This window comes from Pseudodesulfovibrio hydrargyri, from assembly GCF_001874525.1.
In the GTDB taxonomy this organism is placed as follows: Bacteria; Desulfobacterota; Desulfovibrionia; order Desulfovibrionales; family Desulfovibrionaceae; genus Pseudodesulfovibrio; species Pseudodesulfovibrio hydrargyri.
Window position 1 is genome coordinate 168442 of the sequence record NZ_LKAQ01000001.1, and the last position, 16732, is coordinate 185173.

A 16732-nucleotide genomic window follows, 5' to 3' on the forward strand; every position below is an offset into this window, starting at 1 on the left:
CGTTTGCGCGGCCTTCCTCGGGGGGCCGCGTCATTTTTGTTCGGCCAGTTCCCGCCCGGCGCCGTGCGGCTCGGGCGGCCGCTTGAAGGCCATGATGTGCAGCCTGCGCTGGATGTCCTCCAGGATCATGTACAGGGCCGGGACCAGGATCAGGGTGATCACGGTGGCGAACAGGATGCCGAATCCCAGCGACAGGGCCATGGGAATGAGGAACCGGGCCTGCATGGAGGTCTCCAGGATCATCGGGGCCAGGCCGCTGAAGGTGGTCAGGGTGGTCAGCAGAATGGGCCGGAACCGGGCCGTGCCCGCGTCCAGCACCGCGTCATGGGCGCACTTGCCCGCCCTGGCGAACTCGTTGGCGCAGTCGATGAGCACCAGCGAATCGTTGACCACCACGCCGGACAGGGCCACGATGCCGAGCAGGCTCATCAGGCTGATGGAGTAGCCGAAGGCCATGTGCCCGAGGATCGCGCCCACCGCGCCGAACGGGATGCTGACCATGATGATCAGCGGCTGGACGTAGCTCTTGAACGGGATGGCCAGCAGGGCGTACACGGCCAGCATGGCCAGCAACAGCCCCTCGAACAGCGTGTTGGTCGACTCGCTCAGGTCGGCCTGCTTGCCCTGCATGCGGCAGGACAGACCCGGATACTCGGCCTTGAGCCTCGGGATGACCTCGGCCAGGACCGACTGCATGACCTGGGTCGCCTGGTCGCGCGGGTCCACGTCCGCCGTGACCGAGAGCACGCGGCGGCCATCCGTGCGGTTGATGGAGGTGTACGCGCTGCCCCGCTTCACGTCGACCACGTCACGCAGGAGCACTTCCTTGCCGTCCGGCGTTTTGAGCATCAGCTCTTCCAGGTCGTATTCCGAGATGCGTTCGTTCTCGGGCCTGCGGACCATCACCTTGACCTCGTTGCGGCCGCGCTGCTGGCGCAGGACCTCCCGGCCGTAGTAGGCGGCGCGCACCTGGGCGGCCACGCCCTGTGCGGTCAGCCCCAGGGCCCGGCCCGCCGGTGTCATGGTGAAATCGAGCTGGTCCTTGCCGGGCGAGAACCCGTCGTCCACGTCCTTGACCCTGGGGTACTGCTCCAGGGCGTCGGCCAGGTCGCGGGCCGCCCGCTCCAGAACCTTGGTGTCCGAATGGCTGAGTTCGAACTCCAGGGCGTTGCCCGCGCCCGGTCCGCCCCGGTCCGAGGCAAAGGACAGGACCTCGAGGCCGACGATGTCGCCGACCTCGGCCCGCCATTTGTCCACGTACTGCTGGGTGGTGATCGGCCGGACGTCCGCCCCGGCCAGGTAGACGTTGATCTTGACCACGTGCGGACCGGAAAGCTCGCGGCCCGCACCGCCGATCTTGGAGTCCATGCCGATGACCAGCCTATCCCCGCCGTTCTCTTCCGCCACCTTGCGGGCGGCGGCCAGGAGCCGGTCGCGGACCGCCTCGGTCTTTTCCACGGGCGAGCCGTAGGGCAGCTCGGCCGTGGCGTAGGCGAAGTCGGATTCCACCTTGGGCATGAGGGTGAAGCCGAGCCTGCCGCTCAGGGCGTAGGCCGTGCACACGAGCAGCAGGGCCACGCCCGCGGCCACAGTGGCGTAGCGCCAGTGCAGGCACCAGTCCAGGAACGGACGGTACACGCCCCGGATGAAGCGGAGCAATCCATGGGCCGCCTTTTCCTGGTATCTGGTGATCCAGACCATGATCGAACTCCTGTGGCCGCCCAGATGGGACAGGTGGGCGGGCAGGACGAACAGGGACTCGACAAGCGAGATGGCGAAGACCGAGATGACCACCACCGGGATGGACCAGAATATCTTGCCCATGACGCCGGGAATGAACAGCAGGGGCATGAAGGCCGCGATGTTGGTCAGCACGCTGAAGACCACGGGCATACCGATGCGCCTGGCCCCGACGATGGCCGCCTCAAGCGGCCCCATGCCCTGCTGGCGCATGGTGAACACGTTCTCGCCGACCACGATGGCGTCGTCGACCACGATGCCCAGCGCTATGAGGAAGGCGAACATGGTGATCATGTTGATGCTCACCCCGAAGAGCGAGAGGATCAGGAAACTGCCCATAAACGAGGTCGGGATGCCCATGGCCACCCAGAAGGCCAGCCTCGGCTCCAGAAACAGTGCCAGAAAACCGAAGACCAGGACGAGCCCCAGGTAGCCGTTACCGAGCAGCAGGTCCATGCGCTGGGCGTAGACCTCGGACATGTCGTTGAGGATGTCCACGGACACGCCCGACGGCAGCCGCGCCCGGAAGGTCGCAAGCGACGCCTTGACCGCGTCGGACACGGAGATGGGCGTCTGGTCGCCCACGCGGTACACGTCCACGCGCACGGCGGGCTTGCCGTTGTAAGTGGTGATGATGTCGTCGTCCTCGAACCCGTCGATGACCCGCCCCAGATCCTCCACGCGCACCTGGGTGCCGTCGTTGCCGGTGACCACCGGAATGCGGGCGAAGTCGCGGCCATAGTCGCGGCGGTCCTTCATGCGCACCAGGACCTCGCCGGAATCGGCCTTGATGGCCCCGCCGGGCAGGTCCACCGAGGCCTCGCCGACGCGCTCGGCCACCTCGCCCAAGGTCAGGTTGTGGGCCCGCAAACGGCTCTGGGGTATCTCGATGGATATCTGCAAGCCGCTGACCTCGGCCAGTTCGGCCTGGGTGATGCCGTCGCTTGCGATCAGTTCCTCGCGCAGCTGTTCGGCCAACTCGCGCAGGGTGGTGTCGGGCTGGTCTCCCGAGATCATCACCGACAAGACCTGGCGCTGGTGCGAGACCTCGGAGATGACCGGGTCCTCGGCCTCCTCGGGGAACGACGTGATCCGGTCCACCTCGGTCTTGATGTCCTGGGTCAGCTTCTGCACGTCCGCCCCTTCCAGGGCCTCGACCACCACGGTTCCGCTGCCCTCGGAAGAGGTGGAAGTGACCTCCTTCACCCCGTCGAGCCCCTGCACGGCCTGCTCGATGGCCAGGACGCACCCCTGCTCCACCTCGGACGGGCTGGCCCCGGGATAGGCGATGGAGACGGTCACCGTGTCCAGGGAAAACTCGGGAAAGACCTCCTGCTTGATCTGCAGGGCGAAGATCAGCCCGCCCACCAGAAACACGACCATGAGCAGATTGGCGGCCACGGAATTGCCCGCCATCCAGGCGATGGGCCCTTTGCCGTTTTCCTGCGGTACGTTAGCCATTGTCCGCCTCCCCGGTCGTGGTTCCGGCCGATTGCGGGACCGATTGGGCGGCCGCACCGCTGCCGTCGTCCACGCCGGTCAGGAGCATGCCCTGGACCGGCGCGGCCAGGTCGGTCATGACGATCCGCTCGCCCGGGGCCAGCCCCTCCCGGATGACGATGCTCTCCTCGTCCTTCCAGACCGGGTCCACGGTCCGGATGTCCAGGGTGCCGTCCCCGGCCAGCACCCAGACACGGCTGTTGTCCCGAAAAGCGGTCCTGGGAACGGCGATCACGTCCGTGAGTTCGTTGCCCTCGATCCTGACCGAGACGTAGCTGCCGAGCAGCAACGGCTTGACGCCCGCCCGTCCTTCGAGATTGAGCGGGTCCTTGACCGCGATGAGCACCCTGGCCATGCGCCCCTCATCCTCGAGCGACGGCAGCAGACGGACCACGCGGCCCTTGCGCACGCTTTCGTCCGCGCCGCTGCCGGAGATGATCCGGGCCGTGGAGCCCTCGGGCCGGACGGCGGATGGGAGGTTGATCCAGCCCAGCCGGTCCACGGGCACCGAGGCCTGGATCCAAAACTCGTCGGTGCCCACCAGGGTCGCCAGGCCGCCCTGCACGGCCACGGCCGCGCCCAGGTCCGTGTCCTTGGACTCGACCATGGCCGCAAACGGGGCGGCGATCCGGGTCCGCGACAGGTCGATGCGCGCCTGTTCGAGCTTGGCCCTTGCCGCGCGCAGGTCGGCCTGGGCCTTGGCCAGGTGCGGCTTGCGCAGGGCCAGGTCCGTCTCGGCCTGGGTGGCGTTCCCGGCCTCCTGCAGCAGGGCCCACTCGCGGGCCGAGACCTTCTGGTACCCCTGCTCCACCTTGAGGTCGTACTCGGCCTCGGTGACCTGGGCCTCGACCTCGCGAACGGCCAGCTCATAATCCTTGGCGTCGATGTTCAGGATGGGCTCGCCCGCCTGGAAGAATCCGCCGGGCACGAAGTCCGGGCTGACCTCGACGACCTTGCCGGACACCTGGGACTTGAGATCGATCTCGCGCGCCGCGGTGACCGTGCCCATGACGTCCACCACCACGCGGTGATTCGCCAGGGCGGCCTGTCTGGTCTCCACGCTCTGGCGGATGACCTGGGGCGGCCGCATCTTGGCCTTGGGCGCGGAGACCATGATGAGATACGAGCCCGCGCCGGACGCCAGGACAATGGCCAGGGGCACGAGCAGCTTGAGGCGGAAAACAGCGCGTATTTTATTAAAGTAAAGGTTCATGTTTACCCCTTGATTCCAGAATTTATATCATGAGATTCAATAGTTCCGTCATCGGCGATTGTCTTGTCCGCCGCAGCGGACGGATCTGTCAGGGAGTCGGTCCAGGTCCCGCCCAAAGCGCGGTACAGGGCCACGCGGTAGAGCATCAGGTTGGTCCGCTCCGTGACCATGGTCACCTCGAGGTCCTGCACGGACATCAGCGCGCTCAGGACCGGAAGATAGTCGTCCAGCCCCTGGGTATAGCGGGAAACGGCCTCGCGCAGGCTCACGCGTGAGGCCTCGAGCTGGGCCGAGAGCGCCTCCAGGTACCGCTTCTGCCACGTCTCCTCGGCCAGGGCGTCCTCCACCTCCTTGAAGGCGGTGTACACGGTGGACTTGTAGGCCCCGAGCCGCTCGTCGACCACGGCCCTGGCCTTGTCCACCTCGGCCTTGCGGTAGCCGCCGTCGAAGATGGGGCCGACCACGGCCCCGGCCAGGGTCAGTATCCAGTTGTCGAACAGGGTCCCGAGCTGGTCCCCGGTGAACTGGCCGGTCCCGGCCATGGTCAGGGAAGGCAGCCGGTCCGCCCGGGCCGCGGCCACGCCCCAGTCCGCCGACGACAGGGCCAGCCCGGCCGAGCGCACGTCGGGCCGGTTGGCCAGGAGATCGGCGGGCAGGCCCAGCCCGGGCAACGCTTCGGGTTGGGGCACCTCGGCGCCGGCCACGGTCACGGACCCGGCGGGTTTGCCCATGAGCAAGGCCAGTTCGTTAAGCAGCAGCTGTTCCCGGGATTTGACCGGCGGCAGCAGTGCCTTGACCATGGCCAGGTTCTGGCGCTGCTGGTAGACATCCAGCGCCGTGGATATGGAGTTGCGAAAACGCAGTTCGATGAGTTCAAGGTAGGTCTGGTTGGTCCTGATCTGTTCCTCGATGATCCGCTCCTTGCGCCGCTGGGACTGGATCTCCAGCCAGCGGGAGACCACCTCCCCGGCCACGGTCATGGCCGAGGCGCTCAAGTCCTCGCGCGTGGCCCGGTAATCGAGCTCCCCGCCCCTGGCCCCGGCCTCGACGCGGCCCCACAGGTCGAGTTCGTACCCGGCTTCCAGACCGATGGAGTGGGTCTCGTCGGTGATTGTGCCGCCCCTGGCCCCCTTGGTGTAGGACCGGGTGTGCTTGTAGTCGCCGGTGGCGTCCAGGGTCGGATACTTGCCCGCCGAGGACTGGACGGCCACGGCTCCGGCCTGGCGCAGCCTGGCCCAGGCCTGTTCCAGATCGAAGTTGGCGGCCAGGGCGGTCTCCACCAGGCCGTTCAGTTCCTCGTTGCCCAGCGCCTCCCACCACTTGCCGGTCTCCAGGGGCCGGTCGGAATAGAGGGTGTACGCCGTGGGCAACGGGGCCGCGTCGTCGGTGCGGGCGTCCGGCCTGAAGGGCGAGCAGGCCGCGAGGAGCACTGCCAGGAGGGTGAGCGCCGCCGGGACGGCCGTTTTTTTCATCTTGCCTTTCACATTGTTCTCCATGGGTGGTTTCACTGGTCCCGAACCTACCGAAAAAATATGGGAGAAGTGTTGGGGGGATGATAAAAGTTGTTAAAGATTGTAAAAAGCGGCTCGGGAACCTTTTCATTTCAGACGACATGCGGGTAAGGGGACAGCATGAAGAACAACGGTCCGGTGCTGATCATCGACGACGACCAGAAGCTGCGCGAACTGGTGGCGGAATACCTGGAGGAATACGATTTCTCCACGGCCACGCTGCCTTCGGGCGCGCGGGCGGCGGAGACCATCCGCTCCATCAACCCGAGCGTCATCATCCTGGACGTGATGATGCCGGGCAAGGACGGGCTCGACGTCCTGCGCGACATCCGCGCCGAATTCGTCACCCCGGTGATCATGCTCACGGCCAAGGGCGAGGACACGGACCGCATCGTCGGGCTCGAACTCGGGGCCGACGACTACATGGCCAAGCCGTTCAACCCGCGCGAACTGCTGGCCCGGATCAAGGCCGTTCTCCGGCGGGTGGAATCCTGCGGGGAGCGCAGGGCCGACGCCGAGGCCGTCCGCGCGGGCGGGCTCATCCTGAACCTCTCCCGGCAGGTCCTGGTCGTCGACCGCGACGAGATCGAACTGGCCCCCACCGAATTCCGCCTGCTCAAGGCGTTGATGACCCACGCGGACCGCGCCCTGACCCGCGACGAACTCATGGACATGGTCTGGGACAAGGATTTCGCGGCCTATGACCGATCCATCGACGTGCACATCAGCAAGCTGCGCTCCCAGCTCAAGCCGTACCCGAATCACGCCAAGCGGATCAGGACCGTCTGGGGCACGGGCTACATGTTCGTGGGGGAATGATGAAGGTCAGCCGGTTGTACCTCAATATCCTCGTGGCCTTCATCCTGGTCCAGGCCGTGGCCATCGCGGCCATCGGCGGGCTGCTCAAGATGGGCCACATGCGCCCGCCGTTCGCCCGGCACGCCCTGAACCGCAGCGAGGCGCTGCAGCAGATCATCGGCATGGAGATCGACGGGGCGGACAGGCTCACCCCGGAACTGCGCGCCCGCCTCGACCGTCTCCTCGACGTGTACGCCAACGCCTTCAGCGGCGAGGCGTGGATCACCAACGAACGCGGCGAGACCGTGGCCCGGTCCTTCCAGGCCCCGCCCCTGACCGGCGAGGAGGAGCTGGACCTCAAGCTGACCACGGACAAGGGCGACCACATCTATTTCGTGCGCAAGGGCGACCAGGGTTCCATCTACGCCTACGGGCCGCTCATAACGCCCATGGGCACCCTGACCGTGCACCTGCTCAACGCGTGGATCACCCATAACGAAGAAGTCTGGTTCATGGAGGGGCTGGGCCTCATGGCCACGGTGGCCGCCCTGCTGCTCATACCGGTGTCCCGGCGCATCACCCGGCCCATGATCCAGATGACCGAGTCCGCCCAACAGCTCGCCCGGGGCGACTTCTCCCCCAGGGTGGAGGCCAAACGCAAGGACGAGATGGGCACCCTGGCCCGGACCTTCAACCACATGGCCAGCAGCCTGGAAAAGATGGTCCGGGGCGGGCGCGAACTGACCGCCAACCTGTCCCACGAACTGCGCTCCCCCCTGGCGCGCATCCGCGTGTCCCAGCAGATCGTCCGTGAACGGCTGGAGTCGGGCCGCACGGACGGCGTGACCAAGCACGTCCGGCGCATGGAAGAGGAAATCGACCACATGGATTCCCTCATCGACCAGATCATCAAGCTGTCCAAGTTCGATCTCCAGGAGCCGCCGCCGCGCGACGACGTGGTCGACATGGACGAGATGCTCGAAGCGGCGGCCGAGAGGGTCAGGCCGCTCATCGGCGATCGGGCCGTCCGGCTCAAGCCGCATCTTGCGCCGGTGCCGCCCTACCGCTGCCGTCGGCAGGACATGCGCATCGTCCTGGACAACGTCCTGTCCAACGCGGTCAAGTACAGTCCGGACAACGGCCCGGTGGACATCCACTGCGATTCCGACGGAGAGGCCCTGACCATCCGGGTGACCAACGACTACCCCGCCCTGAGCGACCAGGAGCTGGAGGCGGTGTTCTCGCCGTTTCGGCGTCTGGGCTACGACAAGGTGGAAGGCAACGGACTCGGCCTGGCCTTTGCCCGGAGGATCGTCGAAGACCACGGCGGGACCATCCGCGCGGACAGCCCCGGCGAGGGCTTCGCCATAACCATCCGGTTGCCGCTGGACTGATCTTCAACAACGAGCCGCCCCTGCGGCGGCCCCCGCAACGGACCGGCGACTCGGACACTCCCGGCGCCGCCTTCTCCCTCGTCCCATAGAGATCGCCTATCATTTTCTTCCGGCGCGAAGAAGTATTTCAATTGTTTTTTCAGTGCACTCACCGACAACACACTGAATATCCAGAAAAAAAGAACCTTGTGCAAATACGCGTTTCAAAATTGATATAACGATTGTCATCGCGTACTGTCATTTCTCTTTGAAACCCGGTACATGCTTACATGCTCTGGCCGGAAACAAACAAAAAACGAAGACGCACAACAACCATGTCGAATAGCACACGTTCGCCGAGGCACGCGCTCCGGCGCATACATCTCCTGATCCCGGCTCTGTTCCTGCTCGTCCAGGCCTGGCCCGGAACACTGCACGCGGAACCGGCCAAGGCCGATGAACCTGCGGGATTCACCCGCCAGGTGGTGGTGGACAAGGCTCGGGAATTGAGCCAGTCCCCGTTCAATCCGCCCCAGGGCGAGGTGCCCCAGGCACTGCTCGACTTGAGCGATGCGGCCTGGAACAACATCACCTACCGTCCGGAAAAAGTCCTTTGGGCAAAGGAAAAGCTGCCCTTCCAGGTGCAATTCTTCCACCCCGGCCTGCTCTACGACCGGCTGGTGGCCGTCAACGTCGTGGATAAAGGGGCGGCCGAGCCGGTTCCCTTCGATCGCGCCATGTTCGACTACGGCAACAACCACACCCTGCCGGAGCAGATACCGGACAAGTTCGGATTCGCCGGATTCCGCATCGACGGCCCCGGCAACGCCTCCATGCCGTTTCATGAGATCGCGTCCTTCCTGGGCGCGAGCTACTTCCAGGCAATGGCCCCCGATCAGGTCCGCGGTCTGTCGGCCCGGGGGCTGGCCGTGGACACGGCCCTGCCGGACGGCGAGGAGTTCCCCTATTTCAAGGAATTCTGGATCGAAAAACCGGCCAAAAAGAGCCCGGGCCTGACCGTGCACGCTCTGCTGGACAGCAAAAGCCTGACCGGGGCGTATACCTTTGTCGTCAAGGGCGGCAAGACCACCGCCATGGACGTCACCGCCACCCTGTTCCTGCGCGTGCCCGTGGCCAAGATCGGCATCGCCCCGCTGACCAGCATGTTCCTGTTCGGCGAGAACACCGACGAACGCAAGGTCCGCGACTTCCGGCCCGAGGTGCACGATTCGGACGGCCTGCTGATCAAGAACAACTCGGGCGAATGGTTCTGGCGCCCCCTGGACAACCCCGAAAACCTGGACGTCAACGCCTTCCAGGCGGACAATGTGCGCGGCTACGGCCTCGTCCAGCGGGACAGGGAGTTCCCCCACTACCAGGACCTCGAGGCGGCCTACGAACGCCGCCCGACCCTGTGGGTGGAACCCGTGGGCGACTGGGGATTCGGCCATGTGGAGCTGATCAACATCCCCACCGACCAGGAGATCCACGACAACATAGTCGCCTTCTGGAGCCCCAAGGATGCCCTGCCCGTGGGCGTGCCGCAGACTTACGAATACCGGCTGCTGTGGAACGGCGACGGCTTCACCCATCCTCCCCTGGGCTATGTGGAGGCCACCCGCGCCGGCGACGCCGGGGACGGCGGGCAGCGTTTCGTCATCGATTTCGAGAGCAAGGCCCTGAGCCTGCTCCTGCCCCCTTCCAAGGTGGAGGGCGTGGTCACCTGCGGCAAGGGCGCGGTCGTGTCCGACCAGTTGGTGGAAAAGAACGAGCACACCGGCGGCTGGCGGCTGTCCTTTGTGGTCCGGCCCGACCAGGCCCCCTCGGCCCTGGAGAAAGTCCTTCCCAAGCGCAAGCCGCCCGTCGACCTGCGCGCGTTCCTCAAGATCAACGACACCACTCTGACGGAAACCTGGAACTATGCCTATCGCCCCTGACCACGGCCGGGACGCGGATGCTTCGCGCGAGCGGACCGCCCGCTGCCTGCTCAGTTATGCGGAACAGCTCCCCCTGACCACGGAGGAGCGCCTTGAGCTGGTCCTCGCGGCCCTGCGCAAGCTGCCAGCCGGAGCGACTCCGGAACAGGGCCTGGACGCGCTGCTGGCCCTGCTGCCCGCCCATGAACCGGCTTCGTTTCCGCCCGACCACCCGTGTGTCGGGCGCAGCCACATGCCCTGCCAGTACCTGGGCCGTCCGCGCTCCGGCCTGGGCGGTTTTCTGGCCCAATGGGGCTGGCTGGCCGTGGTCGGCCTGCTGCTGGCCCTGACGCTTTTGCTGAACATCTCCCAGTGAGGCCCCTGATGCAACGCGATCCGCGCGACTCCCGCCTGCAATTCTCCACCGGAAAACGGCGCCTGATACTGACCCTGCTCATCCTGATCCCGTCGGCCATGGCCAGCGCCTACGTGGGCTCGGTCCTGCCCGAAAAGGGGTCCACCCCGCTGGAACTGGCCATCATCATCGTCTACTCCATCCTGTTCGCCTGGATATCCGTGGGATTCTGGACGGCCATCATGGGCTGGTTCACGATCATGCGCCGCTACGACCGGTTTGCGACCAGCCACGCTTTGTCCGAACCGCTGGAACCGGGCGAGCGCCCGCGCACGGCCGTGCTCTTCCCCATCTGCAACGAGGACACGCCCCGGGTCATGGCCGGAATCAAGACCACCTATCTTTCCTTGAGGGATACGCCGGGCGCGGACCAGTTCGACATCCACATCCTCAGCGACTCGGGCGGCGCGGACAAATGGATGGAGGAGGAGGCCGCCTGGGCCGCGCTGGTGGAGGAGCTGGGCGCGCAGGACCGCATCTTCTACCGCAACCGCAAGGTCAACCTGAAGCGCAAGAGCGGCAACGTGGCCGATTTCTGCCGCCGCCACGGCAAGGACTACAAGTACATGGCCGTGTTCGACGCGGACAGCGTCATGCGCGGCGACACCCTGAACAAAATGGTCCACATCATGGAGCGGCGGCCCCGGATCGGCATCCTGCAGACCGCGCCCGCCTGCTTCGGCCGGGACACCCTGCTCGGCAGGCTGCAACAGTTCGCCAACCGCGCCTACGGCCCCATGTTCGCGGCCGGACTGCATTTCTGGCAGCTGGGCGACGCCCAGTACTGGGGGCACAACGCGCTCATCCGCGTGGAGCCGTTCATGCGCCACTGCGGCCTGCCCCGGCTGTCGGGCAAGCCGCCGCTGGGCGGCGACATACTCAGCCACGACTTCGTGGAGGCCGCGCTCATGCGCCGCGCCGGGTGGGAGGTCTGGCTGGCCTTCGACCTGACCGGCAGCTGGGAGGAATGCCCGCCCAACCTGCTCTCCGAGCTCAAGCGCGACCGCCGCTGGTGCCAGGGCAACCTGCAGCACCTCCGCCTGCTGTTCACCGAGGGGCTCTTCCCGGCCCACCGGGTGCTCTTCCTCAACGGGGCCATGAGCTACGCCTCGGCCCTGCTGTGGTTTCTGTTCCTGATGCTCTCCTCGGTCGAGGCCGTGATCCAGGCCGTGGTCGGACCGAACTATTTCACGGCCACGCGTTCCCTGTTCCCGGCCTGGCCCGTGTGGCAGCCTCTCTGGGCTCTGGTCCTGCTGGCCACCACGGGCGTGCTCCTGTTCTTCCCCAAGGTCCTGAGCTATCTCCTGATCGTCTTCAAGACGCGCAGTTCCAGACTGTTCGGCGGCCCGCTGCGGCTGATGGGCAGCATTGTCCTGGAAGTCGCCTTCTCGGCCCTGCTGGCCCCCATCCGCATGCTTTTCCACAGCAAGTTCGTGTGTATCACCCTCCTCGGGCGCAAGATCGGCTGGGGCTCGCAGCAGCGCGACGACCGGGCGACCACCTGGGGCGAGGCGCTGCGCTTCCACGGCACCGGCGTGCTGTTCGGGCTGGTCTGGGGCGGCATCGTCCTGCTCTACGCCCCGCGCTTCTTCTGGTGGATCGCACCCATAGTCCTGCCCATCGTCTTCTCCATGCCCCTGTCGGTCCTGACCAGCAGCGACGGCCCGGGCCGCTGGCTGCGCGACAAGCGGCTGCTGCTCATCCCGGAGGAAACCTTCCCTGACCGGGAAATCCAGGACGTGACCCGCTACACCGCCGAGATGGAGGCCGCGCCCGTGCCCCTCGACCTGCCGCGCGAATCCGGCTTCCTGCGCGCCCTGCTCGACCCCGGGCTCAATGGATTGCGCCGCGCCCTGCTCCTGCGCCACAAGCGCAACCCCGGCGAGATAGCCCGCGCCCGCAACGCGCGCCTGGTGGAGAAACTGCTGGAAGAAGGCCCCAACTCACTGTCCGCAGGCGAGAAGCAATGCCTGCTGCGCGCCCCGGACTCCCTCCTGGAAGTCCACACCCGCGCCTGGACCGCCGACGGCGACGCCGTGCGCAGGGCGTGGCTCAAGCGGGCCTGAGCTATTTCGTGACGTTAGGGTCTATTCCTAAAATGATTTCAATTTAAAACGGGTATCAAAGCACCGTACATTACTAAAAGAGCTCCAAAAATCTGAGGCCTAAGTCCTTTTACAGTCGCAAGCTCGATTAGACGGCGTGTGTCGTTTGATTTCAACTCAATCTCGCATTGAAGGTCCTTTTGGGTACACTCAATACGTTGTGTTAGTTCATTTTTATGTCGATGAATCTTCCCATGCAGTTCATTATACTGCCTCTCCAGCTCAACAACTCTCTCCTCTAAAGACCACATTGAAGGAGCAGTAGTTACACTAATACAAGCGCTATCGTCTGCTTCAACAACTGTAATATTTACAGACGTTTTCTGGGGAAACCAAATATTCCAAAGAGTTCGGCCCCATTCCCACAATCTAGGAAACCAAGTCTTCTCATCAAGTAGCCCTAAGTTCTTATTCAATGACCACAGCACGAGTGCAGCTCCAACCACTTGGGCAATCACAATCACCCAACGGTCAACCCTCTCTCTCAATTCAAAATCAACTTGGTTTCGCAGCAACCAATGAAAAGCAATATATACGATCAGACACCACAGAGGCCAAGGTTTCAATAGAAGGTGTACGGTTGTCCGTACCAATCTACTCAGGATCAACTTGAACGTGGGGAGAACAGTTTCTTTGATATATGCCATGTACGCCACTTATCACACAACCAGACGAAACAAAATCTTACGACGCTTCCTTGTTCCCGGTCCGTTCCTCAATCAAGTCATCATCTCATTGACCTGACGCCGGGGTGAGGTAAGATGGGTCTTGCGCCGGATAGACCGTCCGCCCATGGGCGGGGCAGGTCCGGCACCTTTCAACCACCGACACAGCGACGAGAAATACGATGACCGCAACCGCCGCCTTTTCACTGACCAAAAACCCAAAACAAAAAACCCCGCCATTGCTGACGGGGTGTGTTTTTCGAGTGGTGGGTCACCAAGGAATCGAACCTTGAACCTCCGGATTAAGAGTCCGCTGCTCTGCCAATTGAGCTAGTGACCCACTCGGTCGCGGCGTTGTTCGTCACGACGGAGAGATAACTATAAGTCGGACCCGGAAAAGTCAACCACAAATTTTCACTTTTTTAACACAGGACCTAAATGCCCATAAACAAGCTCTTTTCCGCCCTGCTCCTGAGCGCCCTCCTGCTCCTGCCCGCACGGCCCGCAAACGCCCTGATGCAGCCGTCCTCCCTGGCCATGAAGACCTCGGTGGCCCCCTTTGCCGTGGCCCCGGACGCCATGGGGCCAGGTTCGTCCGGCGGCACCCTGCTGGCCCTGACCATGCATATCGACAAGGACTGGTACGCCTATTCCAACATCCCGGGCGAGACGGGCAAGCCCACGCGCCTGACCGCCACGGCCGCCGACGGCACGGCGCTCACCGTGTTCTACCCCAGGGGCAAGAAGAAGCCGGACAGCTACGACCCGACCGTGACCGTGTTCGCCTACCTGGACGGGACCACCCTCTTCGTCCTGGTGCCCGACGGCCTGGACGCGCCGTTTCCGGTGAGCCTCTCCCTGGACCTGCTCCTGTGCCATCCGACCCGGTGCGTCCCGGCGCGGGTGGAACAATCCTTCGGCCAGGCCGGACTGGACACGGCCGGACTGCCGCCCGCAGACGCGCAGCCGTGGTGGGACGACTTCCTGCGCATGGCCCACGGCAAGGCGCAGGCACAGGCGACCCCGGACGAGTCCGAGGCGGGCGAGGCCATCGTGAACTGGCAGTTCACCCCCACCTACTTCCAGCCCGGGCTCGAGGTCGGCGGCCTGCTCTCGGCTATCCTCATGGGCCTGCTGGCCGGGCTCATCCTCAACGTCATGCCGTGCGTCCTGCCCGTGGTCAGCCTGAAACTCTCCTCCCTGCTCGGGGCCGGAGCCGAGGGCGACCCCCAAGCGCGCATCCGGGTCTTCCGGCAACACAACGTCTTCTTCGTGCTCGGGGTGCTGACGTTCTTCCTGTTCCTGGCCGCGATCCTGGGGGCCACGGGCTCGGCCTGGGGGGCGCTCTTCCAGAACCGCTGGCTGGTCGTCGCCATGGCCGCGATCATGGGGGCGCTGGCCCTGAGCCTGTTCGGCCTGTTCCACCTGCCGGTCATCGACCTCAAGTTCGGGGCCGGGCACAAAGACCCGCGCCAGCAGGCGTTCTTCACCGGCATGCTGACCACCCTGCTGGCCACCCCGTGCAGCGGCCCGTTCCTGGGCGGCGTGCTCGGCTGGGCGCTCATCCAGGGGCCGCTGGTCATCGCCACGGTCTTCTTCTCCATCGGCCTGGGCATGGCCTCGCCCTATATTCTATTGATCATCAGCCCCGGCCTGTCGCGCTTCCTGCCCCGGTCCGGGCCGTGGATCGAATACGTGGAAAAGGCGATCGCCTTCTTTCTGCTCGGCACGGCCTTCTACCTGGCGGGCATCGCCCTGGGCGGCGCGAGCCTGCGCATCCTGGCCCCGCTGTGGGTCATCCTGTTCGGCGGCTGGCTGTGGGGCCGGTCACGGACAGCGGGCCAGGGCGTCCAGCTTCTCCTGCGCGTGGGCGTGCTTGTGCTCCTGGCCGCCACCGTGTACTGGACCACGCCCAAGAGGGCCGAGGCCGATCCGTGGGAGCCCTTCGACCCGGCCGCCCTGAACCGCGACCTGGGCGGCGGGAACATCCTCCTGGACTTCACCGCCGACTGGTGCCCCACCTGCAAGGTGCTTGAGGCCACGGTCCTGACCAGAGCCAACGTGACCGCCTGGAAGGAGCGCTACAACGTCCGCTTCATCAAGGTGGACATGACCGAACGCGACCCCGAGACCGAGGCCCTGCTGGCCGCCCTGGGCAGCCGCAGCCTGCCCACCGCCGCCGTGTTCCGCGTGAACGGCCGCGAGACCCCGGTGGTCATCCGCGACCTGTACACCGCCGACCAGCTTGAAAAGCTGCTGAAATCCCTATAGGTAACCCGGAAAAAAGAGGAGACGCTCCGTGCTCGATTTCCAATACTACATGCCCACCCGCATCATCTTCGGCCCCGACAGCCTCGACAAGCTGGGCGACACCCCGCATCTGCCGCGTGGCGACAAGGCCATGATCGTCATCGGCGAATCCGGCGTGATGATCGAACAGGGCTACCTGGCCCGCGTCCAGTCCCAGCTCTCCAAACAGAACGTCCAAACCATTATCTATGACCGCATCAAACCCAACCCCGAGTCCGACGCCGTGGACGAAGCGGCGGCCGTCTGCCGCAAGATGGGCGTCAAGTTCGTGGTCGGCCTGGGCGGCGGGTCCACCATCGACTCGGCCAAGGCCATCGCCGCCATGGCCACCAACCCCGGCAGGTACTGGGACTACATGCAGTCCGGCACGGGCGGCGGGCAGACCCCGGAGAACGAGCCCCTGCCCATCGTGGCCATCCCGACCACGGCGGGCACCGGCACCGAGGCCGACCCGTGGACGGTCATCACCAAGTCCGGCAGCGACTCGCGCGAAAAGGTCGGCTGGGGCTATGACGGCACCTTCCCCACCCTGTCCATCGTGGACCCAAAGCTGATGCTCTCCGTGCCGCCCAGGCAGACCGCCTACACCGGCATGGACGCCTTTTTCCACGCCGTCGAGGCGTACCTCGCCACCTGCCGCCAGCCCGCCAGCGATGCGCTGGCCCTGGAGGCCGTGCACCTCATCAGCCACACCCTGCCCCAGGCCGTGGCCGAGGGCGGCAACCTGGAGGCGCGGACCGTCATGGCCTGGGCGTGTACCGCGGCAGGTCTGTGCGAGACCTATTCCTCGTGCATCTCCCAGCATTCCCTGGAGCACGCCCTGTCCGCCTTCCACCCCGACCTGCCCCACGGGGCCGGGCTGGTTCTCCTGTCAAAGGCGTATTTCGGCTTCCTGGCCGCGCGCGGCGAGAAACGGTTGGCCGACCTGGCCCTGGCCATGGGCGACACCCTGGCCGAGGACCTGGATGAGGAGGTGGCCGGCGTGGCCTTCCTGGACGCCCTGGACACGCTCATCACCGAGGTCGGCCTGGCCGACGAGAAGCTGTCCGACTACGGCGTGACCCGCGAGGAGATTCCGGCTTTGGCGGAAAACGCCCTGTCCGTCATGGGCGCGCTCTTTGCCGTCACCCCGGTGGACATGGACGTGGACGACGTCATCGCCATCTACGAGGCGGCCTACGAGTAA

Annotated in this window: 11 protein-coding genes and 1 tRNA gene; 7 read left to right on the forward strand and 5 right to left on the reverse strand. The window is 65.3% G+C overall.

What is annotated here, in order from left to right; all coding sequences use genetic code 11:
- Positions 1 to 30 precede the first annotated feature (30 nt).
- Genes BerOc1_RS00805 through BerOc1_RS00815 form a run of 3 tightly spaced genes read right to left on the reverse strand, consistent with a single transcriptional unit; the run spans position 31 to position 5937 of the window.
- Positions 31 to 3201, reverse strand: a complete 3171-nt coding sequence (locus BerOc1_RS00805) for an efflux RND transporter permease subunit (protein ID WP_071543829.1) — start codon at positions 3199 to 3201, stop codon at positions 31 to 33.
- Positions 3194 to 4453 carry an efflux RND transporter periplasmic adaptor subunit gene (locus BerOc1_RS00810; protein WP_071543830.1) on the reverse strand — a complete coding sequence of 420 codons (1260 nt, stop codon included), beginning with the start codon at positions 4451 to 4453 and terminating at the stop codon, positions 3194 to 3196. The genes BerOc1_RS00805 and BerOc1_RS00810 overlap by 8 nt, the downstream gene beginning before the upstream one ends.
- 2 nt (positions 4454 to 4455) lie before the next feature.
- Complete coding sequence (locus BerOc1_RS00815; RefSeq protein WP_242652814.1) at positions 4456 to 5937, reverse strand: efflux transporter outer membrane subunit; 1482 nt, start codon at positions 5935 to 5937, stop codon at positions 4456 to 4458.
- Positions 5938 to 6084: 147 nt separating this feature from the next.
- Between BerOc1_RS00815 and BerOc1_RS00820 the strand changes: the two genes are divergently transcribed.
- The 5 genes from BerOc1_RS00820 to mdoH all read left to right on the forward strand — a co-directional run bounded on the left by BerOc1_RS00820 (position 6085) and on the right by mdoH (position 12532).
- On the forward strand, positions 6085 to 6783 hold the full coding sequence (locus BerOc1_RS00820; protein WP_071543831.1) for a response regulator: 699 nt from the start codon (positions 6085 to 6087) through the stop codon (positions 6781 to 6783).
- A complete protein-coding gene (locus tag BerOc1_RS00825; RefSeq protein WP_071543832.1) occupies positions 6780 to 8156 on the forward strand; it encodes a HAMP domain-containing sensor histidine kinase in 1377 nt (458 codons plus the stop codon). Before BerOc1_RS00820 ends, BerOc1_RS00825 begins: the two co-directional genes overlap by 4 nt.
- A gap of 314 nt (positions 8157 to 8470) precedes the next feature.
- Entirely contained in the window at positions 8471 to 10072 is a 1602-nt protein-coding gene (locus BerOc1_RS00830; protein WP_071543833.1) for an OpgD/OpgG family glucan biosynthesis protein, read from the forward strand.
- Complete coding sequence (locus BerOc1_RS00835; protein ID WP_071543834.1) at positions 10056 to 10427, forward strand: hypothetical protein; 372 nt, start codon at positions 10056 to 10058, stop codon at positions 10425 to 10427. The genes BerOc1_RS00830 and BerOc1_RS00835 overlap by 17 nt, the downstream gene beginning before the upstream one ends.
- A gap of 8 nt (positions 10428 to 10435) precedes the next feature.
- Positions 10436 to 12532 (forward strand): glucans biosynthesis glucosyltransferase MdoH, encoded by a 2097-nt coding sequence (gene mdoH, locus BerOc1_RS00840; RefSeq protein ID WP_071543835.1) that lies wholly within the window; start codon positions 10436 to 10438, stop codon positions 12530 to 12532.
- A 38-nt stretch (positions 12533 to 12570) separates the two neighbouring features.
- On the opposite strand, the gene BerOc1_RS18740 is transcribed toward mdoH, so the two are convergent.
- A complete protein-coding gene (locus BerOc1_RS18740) occupies positions 12571 to 13218 on the reverse strand; it encodes a hypothetical protein (protein ID WP_129586459.1) in 648 nt (215 codons plus the stop codon).
- A gap of 282 nt (positions 13219 to 13500) precedes the next feature.
- Positions 13501 to 13576: transfer RNA gene (locus BerOc1_RS00845), tRNA-Lys, on the reverse strand.
- A gap of 98 nt (positions 13577 to 13674) precedes the next feature.
- On the opposite strand from BerOc1_RS00845, the gene BerOc1_RS00850 reads away from it, so the two are divergent.
- Entirely contained in the window at positions 13675 to 15507 is a 1833-nt protein-coding gene (locus tag BerOc1_RS00850; RefSeq protein WP_071543836.1) for a protein-disulfide reductase DsbD family protein, read from the forward strand.
- 28 nt (positions 15508 to 15535) lie between these two features.
- Positions 15536 to 16732, forward strand: coding sequence for an iron-containing alcohol dehydrogenase (locus tag BerOc1_RS00855; RefSeq protein WP_071543837.1), 1197 nt, complete (start codon positions 15536 to 15538; stop codon positions 16730 to 16732).